Genomic DNA, 24,202 nt, shown 5'->3' on the forward strand with positions numbered 1-24,202 from the left:
TCTACATTTCAGATAAGCACAACTCAATATTCTGACGAAGAGAAATCAAATCTTCACGTGAACTTATCTTTACGTAAAAGCTTTTTAAAAAGGTCTTACAGTTCGCTTCTAAAAACCAATAATTCTCTTCGTTTACTTGTTCTTTCCTACGTTTCAGTTCGGCTGGTATTCCTTTTAGTAAGTGTTCTATTTCCACTACGTCCAATCCCTTTTCTAACATCGCGAGTATCGGTGTTATCATTCTCTCGTCTTCACCATGAACATAGACACTGTCAGAAACAAGTATCTTCTCCCAAATTGGAGGTAACATGTCTATAAGATCTTTCTGTTCGATTTTGTTATTGAGTATTAATTCGTCAAACGCGTCTGCCACATGGGCTATACTATGTGCCCAGCCTTTCACGGGGACAAAGCCCCTCAGGTCTCTTTCCAAGTTGATGTAATTGATTAAGTGATCTTTTGTTTTATAGACAGCGTCTCGGGGGAGAAAATCATCCTCATTATCCTTGTATAAGATAACGGCGATGACAATGGAGGTAAACGCCCTTGTAAACACGGTATCCGTGCCATTTTCACCTATCCCTTTGATTAACATGTCATCACTTAAACAGTAATCCAATAGATCACTCAATAATTCATGCTCCAACTGGTTGTCTATAGTTAAGTGAAAAAAGGTGCTGTATATCAGTTTGTCCCTAAGCTCACTATCCGTAGTACCGATAAAATGAATCATCGATTTGACAAGACCAACATGATTCTTTCCGTCCCATGATTTTTGTCCACTCTTATATTCTTGTAGGTATTTTTTCAGTTCATGTTCTTCCATTACCAACTCATTTGATTGAAAATCCACCATCTACTTTTCCCTCCTCAAACCATTGCTCTCTTTCCGTATAAAAAAAGAGACTATCAATAAACGATAGTCCCCACTTAATAATAAGATTAAGAAATATTATCCTTTACTATATTCGATCAGAAGGTTTGGACATCGTACATTTAATTGTTCTGGTATGAAGTTTCATTGAACGCACGATTTACAACCTCCTTCAATATCAATTACCTAACATATTTAATTATAACAAACTGGATTTTTTTAGCAATTAGAGATGTGAATTTTCAGAAAAAATGCATTTACTTTAATACATGAATATCCTCTTTTATTAAACATGTAGAAGATTTGCTTATCTTTACATTATCAGAGCCATTCTAATTAAAAAGTAAAGGAAAAGTAAATATTACGAAAGCTGCCCAAAGTCCGTAGACCGGTAAATACTTAGTAACGGAATCTTGGATAGTTGAAGGTCCGGATTTGTTTTGTAGAAAACGCATATAGGAGAACATAATCCAGATTAGATTAGCCCAGATAAGTATGTTTACACCTAAAACAGCAAGTCTGTTTGGAGTAATCCCATAAGAAGAAAGTCTGAACACTATGGCTGACAATGCCACACTGTCAATGATAAGGGCAAGAACAATCAGGGCAAAATTTATATAGTCTGAAATGGTTTTTTTCTCGTCTGAGTCGTTTTCGGTAATGGAAAATATGGTAACGCCCAATACACCAAGGAGTATTCCGTTGAAGGCTATCAGGAAATTACGGTCCAAGAATGGATTTTTTCCGAGCCATATAACAGCAATAAGATAGACCAACAATGTGACCAGGACAAGAGGGCTAAAAATTTTAGCTATATAGGGTGTAATATTCTTAGCAAGTTTCAGATTCATTGATACCAGGTATGCAGCCACAATAGCTAGAGCGGAAGCACCAAATAAAACGACATTACTAAAATAAAATTCCTCTATATCCAAGCCGATAAAGCTGAATAACTGCATGGTTAATGCTGCCAGTATCATTCCACTAACAGCCATGCTGGCGTAAAGAATACTATATTCCAAATTAAATTTGATATAGGCTAATCTAGTACTACCATTTGAATACTCATTTCCTGTAAATGCAAGCCCTAACACGATCCATAAGAATATGGGAATGTGTAAATAAGTAAGGATAATACTGTCTTTATCATTTAAAGGCAGCATATTAAGATAAACCCCAGAAATTAGGAACAACCCTACAAGGGAATAAATAACACTTTTTTTCGGAGTATTTTTGTAAACAAAATAGGTAGCAATAAAAGGAACAATACCAAAGGCCAGGTTAATTGGAGCAATCACTTCCTGTTCGACAAAATGGAAAATGATCCTGGTAAATATCCCTGCCATAATGGCTAAAATGCCCATGAATATAAAATCTCTTTGTAGCAAGGAAGATTTTTCTGTATTTGCTACCTCCTTGAAATGCAATCTTTCATACCAAACGCCGAGGACCTGAGAATCAGGATTTTGTTCCCATGCCTGTAAGAATGAATTTTTAAAAGCTTTTGGGTCTTTTCTATATATTCTCTCCAGTTCATGAGGGTTAGCTATGTTTTCAATAATCACATTGTTAAATTCCATCGTTTTACCTCCCCTAATAATTATAATTTCCTCCACAATGATTAACTGTCTTCATCACTTTTGTATTCTAAAATATCCCCAGGCTGACACTCTAAAGCCTTACAAATTGCCTCTAGGGTGGTTACTCGAATCGCTTTCGCCTTTCCATTTTTCAAGATAGAAAGGTTAGCCATCGTTATCCCAACCCTCCCCGAAAGCTCTGTTACGCTCATTTTCCTTTTTGCTAACATCACATCAATATTGATTATAATTGCCATTGTTATTCACCTCAGACCGTTAAATCATTTTCTGATTTTATATCAATTGCTTCTTTTAATAGTTTCTGGAGAACTGCCGCAAACACTGAGATCACCATCGAAGCAAAAGGAACAACCAATCCGACAAAGATAACTCCTGTGGCGTCGTCTACTTCTGCAAAGATATAGAAAAGAGGCAAAACTAGTACATGCAGAATACTGATTGTGATTGCACAATATTTGATATTCCTTAAAGCTTTTACAGATAGATCAGAGAAGGCTTTATTTTTGTCAATGTAGCGCAGGAGTTCAAAAGCCTGATACAAAGCAAAATAAAAAGGTATTGCTGATGCATCAAAAACGATGAAAACAAAATATTTTATAACCGCAAACTCTGGAAGTAATGTTGCTGAAAGGTCCGCCATCTCAGGCACCAAAAAGATGCACAGAGCAAGAACTGGGACTCCTAAAAAAATAACAGCTATTTTTAAAAACAACGTTGGAATATTTTTCATAAAAGCACCTCATTTATTTATTCTGATTTTGATTTTAATACAAAATTTATCGATTTACAATAAATTTTTATTAATTATTATAACAATTTTATTGTAATTTGTTTGCGGATTTAAAAAAGGGGGAACCTTTGACTCAAAAGGTTCCCCTTACTTATTCGATTAATAGCTCTCTTATTGAGAATTAACACCTTTATACAATTTTGTGCGCTTATTTCGTTAACCTGCCCATTAATCCAACAACTTCAACAAAAAAAGCGTCAATCCTTCTTAGATCAACGCCCCCGTTAGTTGAACAAGTACAATATGATCGTATTACGACATGGTTGTTCTTCATCTTATACAGAACGGAGCTGATTTTTGATACAATAAAAGAAAAAGTAGGTGTAAATTATGAAAATTAAAACCTTTACAGTTATGACTAGTAGCAAAAAACTTGATGAAAAAGTTAATGAATTTTTAGATAGTGATATTGAATTAGTTGATATAAAATTTAGTAATAGTGCGAACGGATTAGCTGTTTTGATTATGTATAATGAAAATAATGAACAAAAATGATCTAACATAGTCAATGAAAGCCAGTGTTCAGATTCATTATGAGAACTTGTTCAATTAGATAGCTCTTGGATCCTTTGGTGCGAGTTCTTACATTTTTATAATAATTAAAGAAGGAAAATAGCCGGATCATTAGCTGATCTTCAGTTATTGCCCCCGTTAGTGGAAATAAGCCTATTATTCACAACGACTAATTACTCTTTCAAATTCACCATCTATTATTAGTTGTTTAATCACTCTTTCAATATCTTCCCGCCTAATCCTCTTCACTAAAATCATATCGCTTGACCAACCCCCCCCATTTAAACACTCACCTGTTTGTTCATTTTTCTCAGGAGAGCGTAAGGATGCTTATATGATACGAGAATAGTATGCTACATCGGCAACTCTGCCGTGTAAATGCGATTCAGGCAGCACCGCTACCAAAGTAAATCCGAGTTTTTCAATTAACTTTTTTGAGTTCTTATTTTTATGATCTATAGTAGCCCATAGGCGTTTAAGGTTTAATGTGCTTTTACTATGCTCAATGACCGCGGAAACCGCTTCATACGCAAAACCGCATCCCCAATGCTCCCTCATGAAGCGATAACCAATTTCGCCAAGATAACCTTCTGCTATTTCTGGAATCATTACATCACCGATGAATTCATCAGTATCTTTTAATGCGACAGTCCATTTTGTTTCAGTACGATTCCTAACCATTTCTAACATTGATTGTTCATCACGAGGGGGATTAATTCCAAGAAATTCTCTTACTTCATCATTGTTAAACATTTTAATCATATTGGGAATGTCTTTTTCCGCTCTCGGACGTAAAATCAATCGTTCTGTTTGAATTTTCGGTGCTTCTTTTTTTGCCATGATTTATTCCAGCCTTTCGTACATAATATAAATAATCTATCAAAGTGAACGGTATTGAACTTCATCGTTTGTTATCTCCTTATGAAATTTATAATATAATTCGATACCGATTATTTGGATTCCTTCTTCAAGTAAACTGCCCTTTAATTTAACAAAGGGCGGCTGCTTAATCAGCAAACGCCCCCATATATGGAATAAGAGTTACAAAATTTCATTTATTGAAAATTAGCTTTAAATAATCTGCGTGACCTCTTATTAGTTCAATTTCTTCGTCAGTTGATACCCAAAAGAATTGAAAAGTAAGTCCTTTTTCTTCTCCTCCACCTGTAGGATTGTGCTCCCATTCATCAGCAATTTCATTACAGTTTATCTTATAAAAATACCTATTATGTATAGAGCCATCATCATTTTCCCAATAGTCTTCTGTTATCAAATGATTCACTTCAAAACTTTGAATTCCAGTTTCTTCTTTAATTTCCCTCATTACTGCGTTATATGTGTCTTCTTCCTCTTGTACTGTACCTTTAGGTATTTGGATTCCTGCCTCAGGGATATCCTTGTGCCGAAATACCAGTACATGTGTCTTTTCATCTATTACTCTTGTGACGTATCCATAAGCTTTTTTTATTGGTGTCATAAATACACTCTCCAATGTTAATTTCATTCTCCATAATTAGAGTATAATACAGTTCACCGTAACGCATTTAAAGGTAGCGAATTTCAAAATTTCCCTCAAAGCAAAAAAAGATCTGGAAGCTTACTTTCAGATCCTTTCCATATTGAGGCTTTGAATTCCTTTATTTTCACATCAAACCCTTATGAATTTTTCAGTGGTAACTATTTATTAATTCTTTTGTTAACTTCAATCGTAATGAACTCCGGCAAATAATTGGGAGTACATCCTTTTGATACCATTTCATCTTTGTAAAGACCCGTTTTCTCACCAAGTTTAATACAGCGTGCTCGATACTTTTCATCATAAACGCCTATCCAGCCTGCGGTGAAATTCATAGCCCATTGAACTTCCGGTTCTTCCTGCGTAATAGTAGCTTCAATTGCAGATAGTAAGTCTGCGGTGTTATCAGGCGGTGTTTGTCCAGTCCATCTCAATCGCCCTTGAAAATACCAGAAAGCTCGCCTTTGAAGAGCAGAAGGACTATTTTCCCATGACTCCATCAATGCAATGTTCTTCTTGTCTTTGGTGAGCTGATTAGCCATTAACCAATCCATTAAGTTATTTCGCTCATCATATGTGTGAGTCTGCATATCCTGATCAAGCTTATTTAGTACATCTTGTGAAAGAAGTTTTTTGTCCATAATTAAGATTGCCAATAGTCTTGGCAAAAACTCTCCGGTTGACCAAAGTTCCATAGCTAGTTCGTGATCTTTTTTAATGTCCTTCGCGATTTTTCGTAAGTCGCCTAGCTTAGTTTTACTAGTGATCTGAGGTAGAATGTTTTCTGCTTTTGAAGAGCGTTTTATTTCTGTATCTTTTTTTCATCCATTTTATAAAACTCCTTTTTTAAAGCACTGTTTCATAATATGTCCTTGCTTTCCCCACCTATAATAGAAGAGCAACCATCTTTAATATAATATTAACATTTACTTCCTTTTAATTGGATACGAAAAGAGCATTCCTTTTTAAAGAAACGCACCTGATATTTATATAAAGACTTACACATAAATTGCATATTATATAAATGATGTGACAATAAGAAATCATTTCTTACCTTTTATTTCTAAAAGTATAGGTGCTATATTTAGTAAGATAGAAGCAATTGTCAAAAACCATAATGCCCTTTCCATACCAGGTACTACATCCATTAAAGCTGCCCAATCTTCCACTTCTACCCACACCGATACAAGACTGTATTCTGCACAAAGTGTTAATGCTGTAAATGATAGTCCTATCGCCATAGCAAGCTTATAATCCTTTCCTGCTTTATACATATAAAGATTTATAAAAGTTGCTACTATTGCAATAACCCCTAATATTACCCACATAACTATTCCTCCATATATCGTCATACAGTTTGTTTTCCAATAACTTTCCCTTCTTAGATTCAAAAGCATATTCTTTGTAGTATTCTTCTATTGTCATATCCATTTCATTGAGAAGGTTATTGTAGTTTTCATTTTGTGCTTCATTTGCCATCTCTAGTATTCAACCTTTCTGTTTGCTTACATTACGACCTTAGTTTATTCAACCTAACCTGCCCAAACGGAATAACAATCAGTTATCCATAAGCCTCAATGGCAATAACTCGATTATCATTTTCATTTACCATAAGAATTATTTGATTTGCAAAAGTACTAAGCGATTGTAAAGTCACTGACTCTCTCAAGGAATCATTTAGGAACCAGCCTGAAGGCATCAGTGATAGTAATCCATTACTTTCAAAGAATGAAGACCTAAGGAATTCACTAATTTCATCCGTCCCTTCAAGTGCCTTTTGATTAATCTTTTCTTTATTCACTAGGTAATACTGTAACTTTCTAGGGTATGGTGAAATATTATATTCCATATTTCTATATAAATCGGGCACAATGGGGTTAATATCAGATGAAAGCTAGTTGGTTAACATATTACGAGATTCTTCTTTCAAAAACCTCACATTTATTTCAATCAATTTTTCATCAATGAAGATCTGCTTAACTTCTGAGTAATGTGGCACTATCTCATTATGTATTATGTTTAAAGCATGATTAGTTGGAGCAGGAAATGATGATAAGAAATCTTGATTGAAAATAACGTTTACTGAAGCAAATAGTTGAAATACCGGGCTCATTTTATCTAAAGACGTATTCGATTGAAAACTTTGTATTCGTAACTCTCCGGATTCTTCCTTATAAGGATAGATCGGCTCTTCTACTTCTTTAATCCATTCATACACAGCAATTCACCTCATTGGTCCATCCTCTCTCATTACCAATTATTTCAAATAACTATAATTTTCACAAGACCTTGTTCAATTAACTAGCCCATCAATCCAATAACCCCAACAAAAAAAGCGCTAATCCTTCTTTGATCAACGCCCCTCAACTTTAAATACATTCCTTTACAAAATCAGTACAAATAGTTGATGATTTCCTATAATTCATCTAGAGGTTTCAAATACATTCACAGCACCGGTAATGAACATATTGTTGCACTCAACCTAACTGGCGATTAATACTTTACCAGCGAAGAAGTAAACGATGACCATGATACCGACGCACCAGGAAAGAGAGATACAGATATCGTTACCAACAGTACTGAGTCACACTGATATTCTGTATTACTTACTACCAGGTTAAAAAAATAACTGAATAATGAAGGTACTACTACATTCAACCAGCTATTCAGTCGGTATTCTCTTTTGCATTCACTTTTTCCCACGGCCAATCGTATCGTTCAACTTAGCGCGATGCTTGTCATTCCAGGTCTCCGAGTCCTTCACCAGTTCGTCGCAGAAAGCAGCTACATCCTCACCCGTGAGGTCAGTGACTTTCTTGCCTTCCGCTGCACCTTCCTCGAAAAGGTCGAGAATGCCATTAAAGATACGGCTGGTATCCTTCCAATCGGTGAGACCACCAGCGGTCCACATATATTTTTGGATTGCTTTGTATGCGTTGAGGTACTCACTTGGGAGTGTCTTCGCACGCGCCTCCATCTCCCTCCATTCCCGCTTGTCAGCCATACTTCCGATAATTTTTTCTATAAACTTCATCTTACCCTCTCCTTTTGATTTCTTTCGTTTTGAGTTCGTTCATTTTGCTTGAGATGAAATCCCATTTTCCCCAAAAAATTTCGAGCTTCTCATGACCTGCTGCGTTGAGTGTGTAAAATTTTCTCGGTGGCCCTACAGTAGAGCGCTTTTTTTCAATGTCCACCAGATTGTTTTTCTCAAGGCGCATGGTAATCGTATAAACTGTGCCTTCGACCACATCCGTGAAGCCAAGTTCTCTCAGCTGTTGCGTGATTTCATAGCCATACGTTTCACCGCGGCTGATGATTTCAAGCACACAACCCTCAAGCACCCCTTTCAGCATTTCTGTAAAATTCTCCAAATGTTCACCCCCATTGTATTTCGTTATACTTCCAGTGCTCTGTCTCTCAGGTATTTTAGTTTTGTACTTAGTATTACTTATTACTAGTATATTGTATTGCTAAGTAGCGTGAAGTGTCAAGATTTTATAAAAAAAAGGCGCTTTCCTTGTTTCAGAATGCGCCAGATACCGGAAGAAATGAAGCTCAATCCAATCACTCATTATCCTGAACCTTTTTTGACGTAGCTTTTACTATAAGGAAGTGAGGGCTGGTCATAAGATAGTGATAAGACTTTACTTTCACTTCTTTCATCTTTTCATGAGGTTGGGGTTCAATCAGCTTATCGAGATTGAAAAATTGAGTGGTTTCATTAATGATCCTTTGCATGGGTCTTCTGTAAAAGCTTACGTCGATAGTAATAGTAGGTTTGTTCCAGGTTTCTGTTAATAATTGGGTCTTAAAATAATCTTCGCAACTGTGTCTTGTATAGTCCATGAATGGGTGATGAACCGAAAATAAAAAGGTTCCACCTGCTTTTAAAATGCGATTGAATTCTTGAAATGTATGAGTCCAATCCTTAAGATAATGAAGAGTAAGTGAGCTGACAATCACATCAAAGGAATCATCCTTAAACGGTAGGGTTTCTTGAAGATCATGACAAAGGAATGTCGCTTCTTCCCCTAAACGGTGCTTCGCTGCTTTCACCATTTCGGAACTGATATCTATACCAGTAACTTCCGCCCCTTGAAACAATAACTGAGAAGAATACCATCCAGCAGCACAACCGGCATCAAGCACCTTTTTCCCTTTTAATTGGGAGGGCATAGCCGTCATCATAGCTGGGCGTTCATAATGAGCGTTATAAGGACTTTTTTCATCAACATCGTTTTGATATGTATTGGCTAACTTATTATAAATGTCTCTAGTAGAATTACTCATTTCATTCCCTCTTTCATATCCTTGATATATAACATTAATTAGATGCTAAAAAGTAGGGGCAGGGACAGAATTCCCTCTGGTGAATCATTATTTTCCCCAAATCACTTTATACTACTGGATATAAACATGGAGGCATCCTGATTCATGAAAATACGTTCTCCATGATGGAATGTCTTGATTTCCGTTGACTTAAATCCCGCTGCTGATAGCCTTTCTTTCAGCTCTTCATGAACAAAACCGTTATGAACCTTCGGGTGGCTGATGTGATCGTTTTTGTCAAAATCAACAATTATGAGCTTGCCACCATCATTCAGAATGTTGAACAACTCATTTAGAATCTTTTTAGTATCGGGAATATGAAGAAGGACGAGTGACATTAACACGATGTCAGCCTTAAGATCAGAAGTTCCCTGGGTAAAATCTGAATAAAGTGCTTCCGAGTTGGTGATACCTTTTTGAGAGATCTTTGCATTCGCAACCTCTACCATTTGTTCTGATGAATCCACCAACAAAATGGATTCCACTAAATCCGTTAATTCCAGACTAATCAGACCGGTACCACTCCCGTAGTCGATTAGAGATTTTGATTTACTATTTTGCAGTTCTTGTTTTACTTCCTTAACAATTACTTTAGCTAATTCTATTCGATCTTCTGTATCGTATCTTTTCGCCATCTCTTCAAAAACGTTATTTTCCACCTTTCACTCTCCTATCTATAGCGTGGTAATCATTATATCAAATCATGAGGATGCGATTCTTCCTAGCAAACCCTTTCGTAGAGAACCAAATGGACGCTATGGAACAAGGAGAGCTTTATAACTCTATTTCCATCCGCCTTATTTTTGTCTTTAAATTCATTGATTCATAAAATTTTATGGCATTTTCGTTAAACTCCCACACGCCTAATTCTAATGAGTCTGCTTCTATATCCTTTGCGAACTCCAATATTTTCTCAAAGAATATTTTCCCCACTCCTTTTCCTCTATACATATTATCGACCCCAAAATCGTCCATATAGACCACTTTCCTTGGAATGAGAATGGGTCTTTCCTCTGAATGTTTGATCGTAAGGATTGTATAAGCGATTGGCTGGTCTTCTTCTAATAAGAATACCTTTGTATTATCTCCCTCTATCAAGTTGTTAAAATACTCTTTGTCTAACGTAGTATCAGCCATCTTATAATGATCCGGTCTTTCCTTTGTATGAATTTCGTGCACTTGTCTTTGGATTCCATGAACCACATCGTAATCACTCTTTGTGGCTTCTCTAATATGTATTTCCAATATACTTTCCTCCTGATGTTTGCTGTTTTAATTTTTTTGTTCTCAAAGTCACTATTTAAAGTAAACTGCCGCTCTTACAATATTAAATTAATCTTCTTCAACCTTATCCTTCTTCCATTTATAGGGGATCATCAATTAAACTACTATTTCACTTAATACCAATTATTTCAAAACCCAGTATTTTACTCAAGAAGATTTTTTACAAAAGAGAGGTATCCACTACTAGATACCCCCTCATTACAATAAAACGTTAACATCCTGAGGGTTAGACACCGAAATCCTTATCTATTTCAATAACTTGGTCACTATTCTAACAACCACACAATAAAAAAGTAGAAAAGAGCTACATAAAAAGCCAATTTACTGATAAACGCAGTAAATTGGCTTTTCGGTTGGTCTTTATTCACTCCTATAAATTACTTCAAAATGAGAATACCATCGGACACGGGGCGCTCACCAGTGTCGTCTGACGGTTCGTTTACAAGTTGGTCATTAACGATCATCGCTGATGAGCCTCCACCATCAAGGTTCATTCCTTTAACCGCCCCAAGAGATTGAAGGATGCAAGCACTTTCATAGAAGCTGACACCAATACTCTGTTCCGGGTTACGTCCCTCTACAGTGATGAATAAAATATTTCCGTTTTCTTTAATGCCCGCAAAGGATCTTGGATGACGATATTGTGCAAAATGATAATAGAAGTCATTGCTCCATGCAAATCCCTCTTCTTTTGCCTGAATTTCTATCTTTCCATCGTCAAGTAGTTGAGGTGCTCCGTTGATGATATCTAAACTAGATTGAGTTTTTATCTGCTTTCCATCAGCTGTTACTGTTCTTGTGATCGACAACTTCTCTCCTGCTGAGACATTATTTTCTAGCCAGTCTGCCTGTTCTCCTGTGGCTGAAAGCACACTGCCGTTCGCAGGAATACTGTGCCCTCGTTCGGAGTATGCGTCAACAATTTCCCCATTTTCATCCAGTACGACTTCGAAGCCGTCTCCTTTAGGAGTAACATCACCGAAATAGGAGTTATATTCGATGATTTCTTCTTCATCAGTACATGTCACATCATGCTTGGGTTCATTGGTTTCCTTGTCCGCGACCCCACCGCAGCTACGGATCAATCCAGGTTTCCGGTTGATACCATCAATGACCGAGCTTTCGCCACTTTCAGTCTCGACGTGTAATGAAGTTGAGGTATTTGTTATCTCTGCGTTGTTACCGGAAAGAAGGAGGCTTGTACGATCTCCAATCGCTTCGCTTACCAATTGTCCATTTACTACTGAGACCCCCGCCGGATCGCCAGGAATTCCGTCAGCTGAACCTACGACAAAGTAGCCTCCATTTATTCCAGCTAATGCTTGAGTCCGATTCACCATAGAAGATACGGTTTCGCGGCCTGTGACTTTATTCTTTGCCAGTGAATTCGTCAGTTCACCCTGAAATTCTTCAGGATTAATCTCAAGAACATCAATTTGCCATGGACCCGTTGATTTCGTTGTTCCATCATATTCCGAGAAAGTGGCTCTTGCTTTCTCAAATCCTTGAGCATTCAGTTGATCTGCTAATTCATTTGCTGATTTCTCTTCTTTGAAATCCCCTGTACGAACTACATATCCAATTTTTTTCTCTTTTACATCTGTGAATGACGAATGTTTATTCTCTACTTTATGAAGCTTTGCTTGGTATCCCTTTTCTTTCAGTTTTTGAATAAGGGTATCGGCTTTTTCCTTTGTATCAAAAAAAGCTACATCCACCGTATAATAGGCTTTATCTGAATAATAACCTCTTGTAATGTCTGTGTATGTGACTCCCCTGGCTAATTGTTTTGTGATTCGTGATTCAGGTAAATTGTTCTTCCCGATTGAAAGATTCTCTTGAGGATTTGCAGCTTTGGCATCATGATCCTGCACTCCAATTGAAAGAACAGTAGAAAGTGATAACGCAGATACAATAGCCGTTTTCATTAATGAACGGTACATGTCTTAAAACCTCCAAACATTTTTTGTTGCAACACCATACTAGCGGGAAATTAATAATAGAACGTTACATAAGTATAAAAATTTGATGAACTTTCTTCAGATTTTATTAACTTTATATCAAGGCAAAGCAAAGAACAGGATCAAGATCAATTCCTATATAACGTCATGAAATTATTGTAATTAAACCAAAAAAACCGAGCATGAAATCACAAAGATTTTCATGCTCGATTTCCTGTGCTAATTCTATTTCTTCTCGGCGTACTTAGACTCGTTCTTATGCTTCTTTTTTGTCATGAGGTTAAATCAATTTATCCTACTCATGGAGACATCCTTTAAAAGTGGGGTCTGACCATCCCTACAATAAAAAGTAAACGTGCTGTGGGTCAGACACCAAAAAACCACAATAACCGGCCAGTACAAACGTGGCCGGTTTTTATGATGAATGTGGAAATCGGTCTTGTAGACCTTTTACTTAAAATTGTTTTAAGAAGTCGTGAATCCATGTAATATCCGTAGAAAACTCCTTATTTGCACTAACCCAATATTGAAGAAATTTTTCATTATCCTCTTTCCATTCGGGATACGCTTCTTTAAATGTGTCAATGAATAATGAATTCCCTGCAAGGACTGCGTGGTCTTCATGAGATATTTGCAAGCCCCACTCTCCTTGTGGTGAATAGAGGGAATTCTCGACCACTAGAGGCATGGATTGATAGTCTTCGTAGGCAATGGTACTCTCGACTACCCAATGCTGTGGTGCCAATTCCGAGTGAAAGTCCTGTGAAAGATTAAAAGAATCACCTTCCGACTCCGACACGAAAAAGGTCCCCTGTCCAACCTGTCCAATGGCTTTCATCAGAGCATGGAACTGATTTTCCTGAAGATAATATCCGTTGGTCGGGAAGATCAGCACCTTTTCGTTAAGGGTTTCTTGAAATGGATTGCCAAATGGACCCGATTTCTTACATACTCTCTGGAAGGCTTCCTTTAACCGGGAAATGTCGTCTGCCTTTTGTACTCTTTCCATTTATATACCTCTTTCCCTATAGAAACTTTATTTTTCTAACGCCTTTTATGCCGTTTACATCAATTTGTTTAACGTAATCTTTCACTTGGTCAACCCACTATTGACGAGATAAATCATGTTGAATCTGCAGCTATAAATCGATCGATTCATATTTTAATGAAGAATTCTTCTTTATATATTATAGTGGTGAAAATATACAAGAAGCTTAAAGCAACCTTAACTTTTCCTATCTTATTAAAAGTACACAAAAAACGCCCAAGGGACAGAGTTGAACCGAAGACGAAGTGTCTGCTTTGTATTTTTGTTACACTACATATAGTCCATACTTGGAGAAACGAGGTAATAGGTTCATGGAAAATATGACAGCTGAAGAAAAACAGCAATCGATTGAAGCGTTTCTATCGATCATTCGTAAATCCGAAAATGCCCTTGCTCATATGAAACCTGGTGCTCCTCAGACAAAGTTGCTTGAGAAGCGATTGAAAGCAGCAAGGATTGGCGCAGATGTGCTGCATGCACGTTGGGAAGGCAAAGATTTAGATGTCAGCAAAGAAGATTTGAAAGAGGCAAAAGAGGTTCTGGAGGGCTTGCTGTTGACGCTTCCTTCTTTTCTTGAGAAGCTGAAGCCCGGAAGTGGGCAGTGTACCTACATCGAGAGAAGGATAAAGGCATTTCAGATTGCCGTTTCCTATCTGCATGATTCGGTCAACTAAAATAGCTGACCGGGGGCAGTTCCATTATAGTTTTCGGATAGAGAGGAAACTGTCCTCGGTCTATATACAGGAGTGCTTCCCTTTATATGAACAAGTATTATATAAAACTACCTGTCTTAGCGTTAATCCTTCTTAGATCAACGCCTCCTTATATGGATCAAGAAATACGCTTAATCTCATATCACACAAAGTGAAGAGATTTATTCAATAGATTTTTGGTATCTTTATGGACATCGCACTGTCACCTCCTCTTTTGACTTACAATGATCGAACAAGCCGGACGTTTCTTAAAACGGACTGTCCGGCACGTGTTTATATTATTTACGATTCTCTCTCTGATTTTCCGCGGTCATAAAACGATCAAACTTTATAAATCCCTTAAAAATGAACAATGAACCAAAGACATTACACATCAACCTGAACCACTGGACGATTTTGAATTCCTTCACCGTTTGTTTTAGAAATTCAACAGAATGGACGTCAGCACCTTCCATGAACATGATTTCATTCCTCGGCCATTCAAAAAGAATGGAAGCTGCCCCTTCTAATATGATGGCCATCAGGCTGAAGAGTACCCATTTTCTTGCCGGTTTCACTTTCCAAACAAAGATTCCCGCCAGGACACCCGTCAGGATACTGACAAACCCCAATGGCGGAAAGTAGGTGTGTGGACTTGCGACTTGCATCCAGTCCATGGATGATTCCAACGTCTCCGGTACGTTGTGAAAAATATTCGGATAGACCATAAATGTATTAAGCAAGATGCCCCCAATATGATCCACTGGATCCAAAGATGGGACAAAACGGAGTAATAACCTACTTTCTTGAACATATAAAAACTCCTTCTCAAATTCGTTTTTGTCACCTCAACGGCTGACATGTACTCATTGTAAGGAGCAATTCTAAATGATTTCTTATGTAGTTCTTAATTAATTCTTAAATGCTGTAAACATAAAGACGCAATCCCATGTGGATCGCGTCAATGTGCTAAAGACTATTGAGTTGTCTTGAAAAAGGATCTACAAAGGGAAATAGTAAGGGTCGTTTCGGAAAATCACTTGAATTCTTTCAGTGCGACCTTAGCTGCCTTTGCTATAAGTTCATTATCATAGGCAGCATCCTCAGTATCACGGCTGGATAGAATCGCGATGATGATGGGATCTCTATTCGGCGGCCAAACGATAGCGATATCGTTTCGCGTTCCGTAGTCTCCTGCTCCGGTTTTATCGCCTACCTCCCAATCTTTAGGTACAGCGGCACGGATCAGTTCGTCTCCCGTAGTATTCCCCCGCATCCAATCGGTTAGGAGTGTACGTTTATCCTCCGGGAGCACGTCGTCGACCGTGAAAGCCTTGAGGTTGGTAGCAAGTGCTCTTGCTGTGCTGGTATCACGGATGTCTCCTGGGATAGCACTGTTCAAATCAGTCTCAAAGCGATCAGCCTCGGTGACATGATCTCCGATTTGTCTCAGGGCATTTTCAAAGCCGTCAGGTCCTCCGAGTTCCTGCAATAAAAGGTTCCCTGCGGTATTATCGCTGTACCGGATAGCCGCATCGCAAATTTCCCTAAGGGTCATCCCGGTATCCACATGTTGCTCTGTAATGGGCGAATACGTGACGAGGTCATCTTTGGTGTAGGTGATGACCTCGTCAAGTTTGTCAATCGAGCTTTGCTGTAGCACTGCACCTGCAGCCAAAGCCTTATAGGTGGATGTGTAGGCGAACCGTTCATCAGGTCGATAGACCACCGTGCGATTTGTACCGGTGTCAATCGCATAGACGCCGAGCCGGGCATCAAACTTTTTCTCGAGCTGTATGAACTTATCGCCAGTCCCATGAATTGTTGCTTTCTCTTTCGCCTCGGTCTGCTTTAATCCGTTTCCAAAGAGGCTTAAACCGATAAGACTTAAACTTAACAGTCCAACACTCATCCAGATTTTTAACATTCTGACACTTTTCAACATCATCAGTCCTCTCATATTTTATTGACAATAGTCTAATTAGACTTTATACTAGCTTAGTCTAATTAGACTATTGTGTAAAGGAATGAAAATGAATGATCAAATCTTTTTTAATGTTAGGTCAATCGAATATGGCAGGTCGTGGATTCTTGCATGAGGTAGAACCTATCTATAATGAAAAAATAAAAATGCTTCGCAACGGACAGTGGCAAATGATGACAGAGCCAATTAATTATGACCGCCCTGTTGCTGGTGTAAGTCTAGCAGCCTCTTTTGCAGACCTGTGTTCGAAAGCCAACCCGGATGATGAAATTGGTTTGATTCCTTGTGCGGAAGGTGGCAGTTCCTTGAACGATTGGCACCCGCAAGGCACTCTTTTTCAACACGCTATGTCAGAAGCCCGATTTGCTCTTGAAACGAGTGAAATTTGTGGCATCATTTGGCATCAGGGTGAAAGTGACAGCCATCATTCTCTCCATGAGACCTATTACGAAAAGTTATCTCTTATCATTGAAACGTTACGTAACGAATTAAACCTTCAAGATGTCCCATTAATCATTGGTGAGCTTGGTCATTTCTTAGGGAAAGAAGGTTTCGGAAAGTACTCATCAGAGTTTCAAGAAATCAACGCTGAATTACGTCGATTTGCTCATGAGCAGCCAAATTGTTATTTTGTATCGGCAGAAGGTCTAACTTCCAATCAGGATGGTATTCATTTGAACGCCGTTTCCCAACGAAAATTCGGGTTTCGCTTCTTCGAGGCATTTTCGAAAAAGAGTCATATCACAGGGCCTCTTTCGGATGAAAATCAATCACTAAAGATCAACCATACCTATTCGAAAAGTGAACAAATGTATATTCACAGTATGAATTTGGCTCTGGGCAAAATCACATACGCTGAATTCGAAGCAGAGACGGCGAAGGTGATGCACCCTTGATTCCCTTACTCATCCTTGGCTTACTTATCCAAAACCCTGGCGCTCATGGATACGAACTATTAAGCTTAATGGAAAAACGACATTATCAATATATCGTTAACTTTACGAAAGGATCATTTTATTACAATTTGCAACAACTCCAAGAAAAAGGGTTGATTGAAGAAACACATCAAGGTCCCAACAACGGTCGTGACATTCACACCTTTAAAGTAACGTCTTTAGGAATAGAGGAATTTGATAAATTAATGGCCAAATATGGAACCAAATCCGAGTATGTCAACTTACCAGTCTATGGGGCATTACTCTTTGCAGATGTCTACGATAAACAAAAATTATTAGACTTAATCCAATCCCAAATTGATCAAACTGAAGCCAGAATTGCTCTTCTCGATGAATACTTAGCTACCCTTGAAGAATCACCTGGTAAGATTGATTATTTTGGTCGCATGAACGAAAATTCTCGTTCTCACCATTTAGTGAACTTAAAATGGTTTAAGGAATTGAAGGCAGATATAGAACGTGCTAGTGATTAAATAAAACTAACATCAACTATCCAAATTTTTATTAAAAAAAACGTCCCCTTGATTTGCCAAGGGACGTTTTTTTCAATGTTTCTTCTATAGATATACTCTTTTCCTCCATATCCCCCTCTAAACTCACTCCCTAGATAAAGTGCATCAAGCAGAGTCATGCGAGATTTGAAATAATCGTGCGGGATTTCGATTAATCATGCGGCTATCGTCATAATCGTGCGAGTTTAATAGAAATCATGCGAGAAACTCGAAATTCATGCCGGGGTGTCGAATTTTCATTATTCATGCGGAAGAAAAGCACCACGGCGACAGGCACAAGCCGTGGCGCAAAAGTAAAACAAGCGGATATTTTCCGCTTACATTCAGTATCAAAGAAGTATTTGGGTTAGTTAAGCGGAGGTTTTCCGCTTATGCACAGAAAAATCATCCGTAATTGTATTTTTTGATTCAATAGACGGAATTTCTCCTTCTATTTCAATCCTTTTCTACTATCAAAGACGAAATAAGCGGAATTTTTCCGTGTATCTGTCAGCTCTGTTAAGTCATAAGAAAAAGCCACGGGGACAGGCATCCGCGACTCCAATTCAAAGAGCCAATGGACCAGTCCCCGCAACTCACTCCTCTTCAACTCATCAAACTCCCCCTCATCCAGGCCTTTTCCCGAAATGGTCCGACCGGGATCTGGATCAAGGTGGTTAGATTCTCTGAATCCAGTTTGTAAATGTCATCGGTCAATGTTGTTTCAAACCCAAGAAGCGGGTGTCCGCCTAACCCGACCGCAGACGAGGCTAAAAGCAGCCGCTGTACAAGCATTCCGGCTTCCATTTGCATGATCCTGTAGCCTCTGTTTCCCAGGGCTTGATAGTAATCTTTGTTTCCAATGATATGAAGGCACAACGGCACTTGAAGCAAATTGACGTTATCAAGGGACAGACCCGATTGAAGCTGAAGACGATAATCTCCTGTACTGATTTCCCGTAATGAATGGCGGCCACTGTCATATGCGTATGCGCCATTCGGTACGCCTTCCACATTATAGAAGCAGCCAAAGATCGAAACACGGGATTCATCTCCGTATGGAACTTCGTCGATGTCACTTCGAAAAGAGTAGGACTGAGTGGCTTTTTTCAATATAGTCGAAAGCCCCTGCTGACTGATCTTCCCCATGACAAAATCCATTTCGGGGGAATAACGGTTTTTGCATATCTCAACAAAATCATAGGAGAATGGCTCGATCTCCGGCAGAAGGATTTCTTTTTCTCCGTTTCTAAAAGTCGGTTGTTTTCCAAGTTTCTGAAAATCGCCTGTTGAATCGATTTTAGAAGCTTCATTCGCTGCCAGTAACATAGGAAACTCTCTAATTCTTTCAGATTTTTCGTAGAGTTCTGCAGAAATAGCGGGCAGCTCCCGGCATACTTCTTCAGCAGTGAATGGCCGTACCACTCCTTTCCCGTTTCCAGCCCAATTCGTTGCAGCAACCGAAAGGGGGATGACGGTATAGACGCTTTCCTCTTCCTCGGTCAGTCCAAGTAAACGGTTGATCGCTGAGTCCAGAAATTGAACATATACCCCTGACTCGAATCCAAACCGTTTGGCCGTTTCCAACAGCTGCCCCATCAGAACGCCGGCATCCAATCCCTGCAGCCGATAGGAAAAGTTATTGTATTTAAAAAAGTTTTTCCAAAATCTTGTGGAAACAAAGGCTGCGCCAAAACAAGTTGATATATCGCAGCGATTGCCGAGTGCCCGTTCTAAGTACGAATCGACATTCCCTTCCCGGAGCAGGACGAGGCGATGGTGGGCGACATCATAATGGTAGATTCCATCGGGCAAATCATCCAACTTTAAATAGATATATAGTTCATTCGGATACAGCGCTCCTCCTGATGGAGCAAACCGCCGATAGGAGTGGATGGGGTAAGATTCCTGATGCTCGGAGTCATCGGGATTCACCGACTGGCTTACCCCGGTGATGCCATAAACATACCAGAGAAAATGCCCGATTATTTCTAAATCGGGTTCTGATGGCGACAGGCTCTCGGTGAGTGACACCGGTACTTCCAGAGACAATGGCACAACCCGCAGCCCCTGGTAAAGCTTGTAAGGAAGGGGGGCATCCTCCCAGTCCACTTCCCAGTTTGGCTGATTGGCCCGATTGATATTACATTGCAGGTCTTGTAAAAATTCTTCCAGACTCATCCTCCTTACCTCCTAGTACCTTAAGGAAACGGATGCGGTTTTTGGTTAAGCTGCTCATAGGTCAATGGCCGAGCGGCATATCCCAGTTCCGCCGGGACGTTAAGGACTCTTTCCAATCCCGTCAGACGGGTGAGATGATGCCCGAATGTCATGGGAAGCATGCCGGGAATCAAGACTTTTACACAGTATAGTCCGTTCTTTTCAAGTTCTGGTGCGGTTTGGTCAACGACAATGACATCAAGGTTCCGGTTTCGGAATCTTTCAAGAATATCTTTCAGGTCATCCGTAAGATCACTGTGATCGGACCTCCAGTTGAATTCCTCCTGGAAACTTCGCACATGCCGGCTGTCATCTTGTAAAAACGTGAAACGTTCCTCAGCCTGGGGCAGTCCATACAGCATGCCGTGATCATCCATCTGCCTTACGAGGGAATCATCGACCAGCATTTTTTCATAATTCGCCTTGTTCTTCTCCAATTTTTCATCCAGATTCAGCATCATCCCGGCGAGCTCCTGAATCGCGCTTTTTGCCGCTCTCACTGGATCCAGATGGGCACCTGCCGCGAGGATCAGATTCAATCCTTTATCCTTCCTGTTCTTGGCCATCGCAAAGACGCTTGGAATTCCGTGCTCCATGGTAGAGTTATATAAATAGAGATCATACCCTGCGACCGCCCGCATCCGTTCAATCATTAACTGTAGCTCCTCGTCCCCTGATGTAAGAGGATCAAGACGCGGCAGGTTGAGTTCTGCATACCAGGTCAAAAGGAAGGAGTCCCGTTCGACCACCTCCATGATGCCGTAGAAAATCGCTTCCTCCCTGCTTCCTCCAAGTGCACAGCCATTGGACGTTTCATAAACAAAACCGGATGAGCTGCAGCCCAGACTGTAATAGGCAAGGAGTTCAGGGACGAGAATCGGACGTTCTTCGATGAGGGAATAACCCCACACCCAGTCAATGGCCCTGTCAGGATCAAACTTTTCAAATGGAAAACCTGGCATGGCGTACTGTTCATCGGTGTGGACGCCGACCTTCAGCGGATTCAGTGCATGCTCCTCCAACTGTCGGTAGCTCTCATGGACGACTGTCCGTTTGCCCCGGGGCTGCAGGCCGCAGTGACGCTCCAATCCTTCAAGAATGGCTGTCAGCTCGCTATCTGAGTAGACTTGTGTCCGTCCGGCCGTCCCTTCATCTCCGGAGAACATCGGCATATTGACACTCGCATCTGCAAATGGCGTTACCAGGTCATACATCTTGCTGTTGAAAAGTCCGGTCCGATTATCCAGATAGTCTTTTATCAGAACATTTTTCAGTTCATCCAGGGGAGTACAGCGGAAACTGCCGGCATGGATCTTCGGACTGGGCTTGAGGGAAATACGTGCTAACTCCGGCGAATCGTCCGGTATCGGGCTGCAATTATGGCATAATGAATCGGGAACGAAGGAGTGCCAGGAACTGTTCAATGTTTTCAAGTCGGTTAAACATACCTGTCCTTGGGAGTGTGGTTTTGCACCTTCAAGGACCCGGTCAACTTCTGCTGCGATGATGTGAGTCATATGCATTAAACCGGTATTCGATGCCCATGGGTCTTTCGTGATTCCACCCTCTTCAGCGAGTTTTTCCTGTACCTCCCGCATCTCATTCCGTTCCTTTCCTCCAAGGAGCCGTCTTAAATCTGCACATTGTGAGCATCCTGGTGTGTTCGGATGAACCAGCGGGCCGATGATTCCCTCCCCAAACGAAACGAAGCCTCTCAGCCATGGGATAGACGACTGCCTCATCACTTCTTCAGCCATTTGATGCACAGCCGGATTCCATGTATCATCAAGTGTCAGCACCAAATCTGTATGTGCCGGGAACTTTTTTTTAACGTTTTCTTGCCGAAAAACGGGATACCGCGCTGAAATTTGTGCACATACAAGGTCCGCAAGCAGCCCATCCCCCACAATCACCACGAAAGAATTCATCAGGTTTCCTCCTCTCGCAGCAGCACACCAAACACACCTTCGAGCTCCTGTTTAAAAACGGGCTCAATATTCAGTTCATATACCACTACCTGCTTCTGATTTCTTTTCAAGGTTTGCATCGCTTCTTTCAGAGACTGGGTGCTGTCTTCACTGGCTGGAATGAAGACCCTCTCTGGCTTTCCTTGCTCTAACGCAACAACAACCGGTTTTGCGTCGAAAGCATCCTTATCGTTCTGGGCTTGAAAGAGTGCATGCTGAAGAGAGTGCCTCAGTGCCATGGTGATCGTGAAATCGGTATTCCCATACCAGCCATTCCTTCCACGAACATAGACGACAGGAAATCCAGCCAAATTCTCCCCTAATCCGATTTCCGGCGTTCCTTGCATGGTGGTCAGTGCCTGTAAATAATAACGGCATGTTTCATCCTCAACCCTATCCAATTCAAGTCGGGAAATCGTGATGCTTTGAAGCGATTCTCTTTTCCTCAGCCCATAAGTCAAACACTCACGAAGACCACGGCCAAGACACTCTGCAAAAGTCGCTCCTGCGCAGGTGGCCATATATTCACCCGTCTCTCGAGGAACAATCAAACTGGCCAATCTTGAAGCGTATCTCTCTATCCCTCTTAACCCGGCTTCCCGGCGTGCTTCCTCATGGGTCAAGCCACTGCAGATTACCTCATCCAACAGTTCTGCAGGGCCCTCGGACAGGATATCGACCGGCTGGACACGGCATTGAGCCAATGGCAGCTGCTTCGTATCTCCTTCTTCCCACATATGAAAAATCCCCGTCTCTTTAGACGTCAGCAGAGTAAAGAGATACAGCACTTTTTCAGGGTCAGATCTTTCTAAAACCTGTTCTATCCGTGTTTCCACATTCTGAACACCTCCAGCTCCTGAATATCCAATCTCCAGGGGATGAGGTAGAAAGGAATGCCAGCTACCTTCAAGGGTTTCTGTATCCAGCAGAAAGATTCGATTTCTCTGATTGGAAGTTGACACTCCCGTAATTTCTTTGAATAGTTCAAAGACGATCATGTTCGCAAGCATCGCTCCAGGGATCGCCGATTCGGTCGAAACCTGTTTTTCTTTTCGTAAGGCAGTAGTGTGGATGCGCCTCCACGCAGATTCCCATCCAGCCTCGGAATCAGGGTGGATGATGGGTCCTGTGATCCCTGTCTGCCTGTTGCAAATCGCCGGAATTAACAACTTCTTATCGGTCCGGCAAATAGCTTGGAGGAGCTCCAATTCCTCAAGGTTTTCGTTCTGACTACCATATAAAATGGAATCGAAGGGCTTCAGGGTCTCCCGCCATCCGTCTTCACTGAATCCGACTTCCTGGAGCTCTACCTCCGGATCTGTTTTACGCGCATGTTCCACGAGTTCCTGCAGCCGGCCTCTATTCGTCGGTACCTCATCTGTCAAGAGCACCTGCAGCTTAGCCAATCCCGATTCAATCAACGATGAAACCAGTGAAGTCAGAAAAGGACCAGACCCCACTGCCAGGACATTGGCCCCGCGGTAGGTTTCAAACCTTGAAGCTCCCGAACCTGCCAAACTGTCGACAAATTCGATCTGTGATGCAAATTTTTTCACTGCATGTTGGGGCAGCTGGTGTGGCAGATCCCTGCTCACGTCCCGAACAAATCCATTTTTATGCAAAACCTCTGCTATTTCCATGACCCTGTTTTTATATGGTACAGGCAGTCCGTTCGTCAAATACTCAAGGGAGTACTCCCCATTGAACATCGGAAGCAGTTTCTCAACCCATTGATCAATTCCACTTCCCTCCATGCGGAAAGAGCATTGGTTATTCCTAAAGAAAACACCGCTGTTTGGTTCGGGGAGGTAAAACGTATCCCTCATTACTTTTAAACGCATAGAAGGGTCCAATTTTTCCATAGCGCTCCTCCTTACACCCGCTAATGTGACTATCATTATCATCGTATGAGTCTCACTTTGTCCCTTATGTATAAAAAAAAGACCCCTGCACTGACTCGTACAGGGATCATG

General features: G+C 40.4%; 25 protein-coding genes. 4 read left to right on the forward strand and 21 right to left on the reverse strand.

All coding sequences use genetic code 11. The features are described from left to right. Position 1: 1 nt before the first annotated feature. The 4 genes from ACIFOD_RS05950 to ACIFOD_RS05965 form a co-directional block, all read right to left on the reverse strand. The gene (locus ACIFOD_RS05950) at positions 2-856 is read right to left on the reverse strand and encodes a DUF2785 domain-containing protein (protein WP_430313887.1); all 855 of its coding nucleotides are present in this window, start codon (positions 854-856) and stop codon (positions 2-4) included. 350 nt (positions 857-1,206) lie between these two features. Beyond that, positions 1,207-2,454: a DUF4153 domain-containing protein gene (locus ACIFOD_RS05955; protein WP_430313888.1), complete on the reverse strand. Its 1,248-nt coding sequence runs from the start codon at positions 2,452-2,454 to the stop codon at positions 1,207-1,209. 41 nt (positions 2,455-2,495) lie between these two features. Then, the gene (locus ACIFOD_RS05960; RefSeq protein ID WP_430313889.1) at positions 2,496-2,711 is read right to left on the reverse strand and encodes a helix-turn-helix domain-containing protein; all 216 of its coding nucleotides are present in this window, start codon (positions 2,709-2,711) and stop codon (positions 2,496-2,498) included. 11 nt (positions 2,712-2,722) lie between these two features. Next, on the reverse strand, positions 2,723-3,205 hold the full coding sequence (locus ACIFOD_RS05965; RefSeq protein WP_430313890.1) for a DUF2975 domain-containing protein: 483 nt from the start codon (positions 3,203-3,205) through the stop codon (positions 2,723-2,725). A gap of 390 nt (positions 3,206-3,595) precedes the next feature. Here ACIFOD_RS05965 and ACIFOD_RS05970 point away from each other — a divergent pair, with 390 nt between their 5' ends. Next, a complete protein-coding gene (locus tag ACIFOD_RS05970; protein ID WP_430313891.1) occupies positions 3,596-3,760 on the forward strand; it encodes a hypothetical protein in 165 nt (54 codons plus the stop codon). A gap of 348 nt (positions 3,761-4,108) precedes the next feature. On the opposite strand, the gene ACIFOD_RS05975 is transcribed toward ACIFOD_RS05970, so the two are convergent. From ACIFOD_RS05975 to ACIFOD_RS06030, 12 genes are all read right to left on the reverse strand, one after another. Continuing rightward, on the reverse strand, positions 4,109-4,618 hold the full coding sequence (locus ACIFOD_RS05975) for a GNAT family N-acetyltransferase (RefSeq protein WP_430313892.1): 510 nt from the start codon (positions 4,616-4,618) through the stop codon (positions 4,109-4,111). Positions 4,619-4,829: 211 nt separating this feature from the next. After that, a complete protein-coding gene (locus tag ACIFOD_RS05980; protein ID WP_430313893.1) occupies positions 4,830-5,255 on the reverse strand; it encodes an NUDIX hydrolase in 426 nt (141 codons plus the stop codon). 200 nt (positions 5,256-5,455) lie between these two features. Continuing rightward, complete coding sequence (locus tag ACIFOD_RS05985) at positions 5,456-5,989, reverse strand: DNA alkylation repair protein (RefSeq protein WP_430313894.1); 534 nt, start codon at positions 5,987-5,989, stop codon at positions 5,456-5,458. A 348-nt stretch (positions 5,990-6,337) separates the two neighbouring features. Continuing rightward, positions 6,338-6,622: a hypothetical protein gene (locus tag ACIFOD_RS05990; RefSeq protein WP_430314034.1), complete on the reverse strand. Its 285-nt coding sequence runs from the start codon at positions 6,620-6,622 to the stop codon at positions 6,338-6,340. Positions 6,623-7,188: 566 nt separating this feature from the next. Further along, positions 7,189-7,512: a hypothetical protein gene (locus ACIFOD_RS05995; protein ID WP_430313895.1), complete on the reverse strand. Its 324-nt coding sequence runs from the start codon at positions 7,510-7,512 to the stop codon at positions 7,189-7,191. A gap of 471 nt (positions 7,513-7,983) precedes the next feature. Continuing rightward, the gene (locus ACIFOD_RS06000; protein ID WP_430313896.1) at positions 7,984-8,328 is read right to left on the reverse strand and encodes a DUF1048 domain-containing protein; all 345 of its coding nucleotides are present in this window, start codon (positions 8,326-8,328) and stop codon (positions 7,984-7,986) included. 1 nt (position 8,329) lies between these two features. After that, entirely contained in the window at positions 8,330-8,668 is a 339-nt protein-coding gene (locus ACIFOD_RS06005; protein WP_430313897.1) for a PadR family transcriptional regulator, read from the reverse strand. 193 nt (positions 8,669-8,861) lie between these two features. Further along, complete coding sequence (locus ACIFOD_RS06010) at positions 8,862-9,587, reverse strand: class I SAM-dependent methyltransferase (RefSeq protein WP_430313898.1); 726 nt, start codon at positions 9,585-9,587, stop codon at positions 8,862-8,864. A gap of 101 nt (positions 9,588-9,688) precedes the next feature. Continuing rightward, positions 9,689-10,285, reverse strand: coding sequence for a class I SAM-dependent methyltransferase (locus ACIFOD_RS06015; protein WP_430313899.1), 597 nt, complete (start codon positions 10,283-10,285; stop codon positions 9,689-9,691). 115 nt (positions 10,286-10,400) lie between these two features. Next, entirely contained in the window at positions 10,401-10,871 is a 471-nt protein-coding gene (locus ACIFOD_RS06020) for an N-acetyltransferase family protein (RefSeq protein WP_430313900.1), read from the reverse strand. Positions 10,872-11,287: 416 nt separating this feature from the next. Then, positions 11,288-12,853: a phosphodiester glycosidase family protein gene (locus ACIFOD_RS06025; protein ID WP_430313901.1), complete on the reverse strand. Its 1,566-nt coding sequence runs from the start codon at positions 12,851-12,853 to the stop codon at positions 11,288-11,290. Positions 12,854-13,325: 472 nt separating this feature from the next. Next, the gene (locus tag ACIFOD_RS06030; protein WP_430313902.1) at positions 13,326-13,880 is read right to left on the reverse strand and encodes a hypothetical protein; all 555 of its coding nucleotides are present in this window, start codon (positions 13,878-13,880) and stop codon (positions 13,326-13,328) included. A gap of 350 nt (positions 13,881-14,230) precedes the next feature. On the opposite strand from ACIFOD_RS06030, the gene ACIFOD_RS06035 reads away from it, so the two are divergent. Continuing rightward, positions 14,231-14,593 carry a hypothetical protein gene (locus ACIFOD_RS06035; RefSeq protein WP_430313903.1) on the forward strand — a complete coding sequence of 121 codons (363 nt, stop codon included), beginning with the start codon at positions 14,231-14,233 and terminating at the stop codon, positions 14,591-14,593. A 317-nt stretch (positions 14,594-14,910) separates the two neighbouring features. Here ACIFOD_RS06035 and ACIFOD_RS06040 read toward each other — a convergent pair whose 3' ends face one another. Both ACIFOD_RS06040 and bla read right to left on the reverse strand, forming a co-directional pair. After that, a complete protein-coding gene (locus tag ACIFOD_RS06040) occupies positions 14,911-15,354 on the reverse strand; it encodes a hypothetical protein (RefSeq protein ID WP_430313904.1) in 444 nt (147 codons plus the stop codon). A 293-nt stretch (positions 15,355-15,647) separates the two neighbouring features. Then, positions 15,648-16,571, reverse strand: a complete 924-nt coding sequence (gene bla / locus ACIFOD_RS06045; protein WP_430313905.1) for a class A beta-lactamase — start codon at positions 16,569-16,571, stop codon at positions 15,648-15,650. Between the two features lie 77 nt (positions 16,572-16,648). Here bla and ACIFOD_RS06050 point away from each other — a divergent pair, with 77 nt between their 5' ends. Together ACIFOD_RS06050 and ACIFOD_RS06055 are read left to right on the forward strand one after the other, a co-directional pair. Continuing rightward, on the forward strand, positions 16,649-17,491 hold the full coding sequence (locus ACIFOD_RS06050) for a sialate O-acetylesterase (RefSeq protein ID WP_430313906.1): 843 nt from the start codon (positions 16,649-16,651) through the stop codon (positions 17,489-17,491). Next, the gene (locus ACIFOD_RS06055; protein WP_430313907.1) at positions 17,488-18,024 is read left to right on the forward strand and encodes a PadR family transcriptional regulator; all 537 of its coding nucleotides are present in this window, start codon (positions 17,488-17,490) and stop codon (positions 18,022-18,024) included. Before ACIFOD_RS06050 ends, ACIFOD_RS06055 begins: the two co-directional genes overlap by 4 nt. Positions 18,025-18,648: 624 nt before the next feature. On the opposite strand, the gene ACIFOD_RS06060 is transcribed toward ACIFOD_RS06055, so the two are convergent. Genes ACIFOD_RS06060 through ACIFOD_RS06070 form a run of 3 tightly spaced genes read right to left on the reverse strand, consistent with a single transcriptional unit; the run spans position 18,649 to position 24,091 of the window. Next, positions 18,649-20,223 carry a SagB family peptide dehydrogenase gene (locus ACIFOD_RS06060; protein WP_430313908.1) on the reverse strand — a complete coding sequence of 525 codons (1,575 nt, stop codon included), beginning with the start codon at positions 20,221-20,223 and terminating at the stop codon, positions 18,649-18,651. A gap of 20 nt (positions 20,224-20,243) precedes the next feature. Beyond that, positions 20,244-22,190, reverse strand: a complete 1,947-nt coding sequence (locus tag ACIFOD_RS06065; protein ID WP_430313909.1) for a TOMM precursor leader peptide-binding protein — start codon at positions 22,188-22,190, stop codon at positions 20,244-20,246. After that, entirely contained in the window at positions 22,190-24,091 is a 1,902-nt protein-coding gene (locus ACIFOD_RS06070) for a putative thiazole-containing bacteriocin maturation protein (RefSeq protein WP_430313910.1), read from the reverse strand. Before ACIFOD_RS06070 ends, ACIFOD_RS06065 begins: the two co-directional genes overlap by 1 nt. Between the last annotated feature and the right edge of the window lie 111 nt (positions 24,092-24,202).

The organism is Rossellomorea sp. NRS-1567 (genome assembly GCF_050467885.1).
In the GTDB taxonomy this organism is placed as follows: Bacteria; Bacillota; Bacilli; order Bacillales; family Bacillaceae_B; genus Rossellomorea; species Rossellomorea aquimaris_C.

What these genes read in the sequence shown, in the direction of transcription:
- ACIFOD_RS05950 (WP_430313887.1), bottom strand. Translation starts at nt 856, where the DNA reads ATGGTGGATTTTCAATCAAATGAGTTGGTAATGGAAGAACATGAACTG.
- ACIFOD_RS05955 (WP_430313888.1), bottom strand. Translation starts at nt 2,454, where the DNA reads ATGGAATTTAACAATGTGATTATTGAAAACATAGCTAACCCTCATGAA.
- ACIFOD_RS05960 (WP_430313889.1), bottom strand. Translation starts at nt 2,711, where the DNA reads ATGGCAATTATAATCAATATTGATGTGATGTTAGCAAAAAGGAAAATG.
- ACIFOD_RS05965 (WP_430313890.1), bottom strand. Translation starts at nt 3,205, where the DNA reads ATGAAAAATATTCCAACGTTGTTTTTAAAAATAGCTGTTATTTTTTTA.
- ACIFOD_RS05970 (WP_430313891.1), top strand. Translation starts at nt 3,596, where the DNA reads ATGAAAATTAAAACCTTTACAGTTATGACTAGTAGCAAAAAACTTGAT.
- ACIFOD_RS05975 (WP_430313892.1), bottom strand. Translation starts at nt 4,618, where the DNA reads ATGGCAAAAAAAGAAGCACCGAAAATTCAAACAGAACGATTGATTTTA.
- ACIFOD_RS05980 (WP_430313893.1), bottom strand. Translation starts at nt 5,255, where the DNA reads ATGACACCAATAAAAAAAGCTTATGGATACGTCACAAGAGTAATAGAT.
- ACIFOD_RS05985 (WP_430313894.1), bottom strand. Translation starts at nt 5,989, where the DNA reads ATGGAACTTTGGTCAACCGGAGAGTTTTTGCCAAGACTATTGGCAATC.
- ACIFOD_RS05990 (WP_430314034.1), bottom strand. Translation starts at nt 6,622, where the DNA reads ATGTGGGTAATATTAGGGGTTATTGCAATAGTAGCAACTTTTATAAAT.
- ACIFOD_RS06000 (WP_430313896.1), bottom strand. Translation starts at nt 8,328, where the DNA reads ATGAAGTTTATAGAAAAAATTATCGGAAGTATGGCTGACAAGCGGGAA.
- ACIFOD_RS06010 (WP_430313898.1), bottom strand. Translation starts at nt 9,587, where the DNA reads ATGAGTAATTCTACTAGAGACATTTATAATAAGTTAGCCAATACATAT.
- ACIFOD_RS06025 (WP_430313901.1), bottom strand. Translation starts at nt 12,853, where the DNA reads ATGTACCGTTCATTAATGAAAACGGCTATTGTATCTGCGTTATCACTT.
- ACIFOD_RS06030 (WP_430313902.1), bottom strand. Translation starts at nt 13,880, where the DNA reads ATGGAAAGAGTACAAAAGGCAGACGACATTTCCCGGTTAAAGGAAGCC.
- ACIFOD_RS06035 (WP_430313903.1), top strand. Translation starts at nt 14,231, where the DNA reads ATGGAAAATATGACAGCTGAAGAAAAACAGCAATCGATTGAAGCGTTT.
- bla (WP_430313905.1), bottom strand. Translation starts at nt 16,571, where the DNA reads ATGAGAGGACTGATGATGTTGAAAAGTGTCAGAATGTTAAAAATCTGG.
- ACIFOD_RS06050 (WP_430313906.1), top strand. Translation starts at nt 16,649, where the DNA reads ATGATCAAATCTTTTTTAATGTTAGGTCAATCGAATATGGCAGGTCGT.
- ACIFOD_RS06060 (WP_430313908.1), bottom strand. Translation starts at nt 20,223, where the DNA reads ATGAGTCTGGAAGAATTTTTACAAGACCTGCAATGTAATATCAATCGG.
- ACIFOD_RS06065 (WP_430313909.1), bottom strand. Translation starts at nt 22,190, where the DNA reads ATGAATTCTTTCGTGGTGATTGTGGGGGATGGGCTGCTTGCGGACCTT.
- ACIFOD_RS06070 (WP_430313910.1), bottom strand. Translation starts at nt 24,091, where the DNA reads ATGGAAAAATTGGACCCTTCTATGCGTTTAAAAGTAATGAGGGATACG.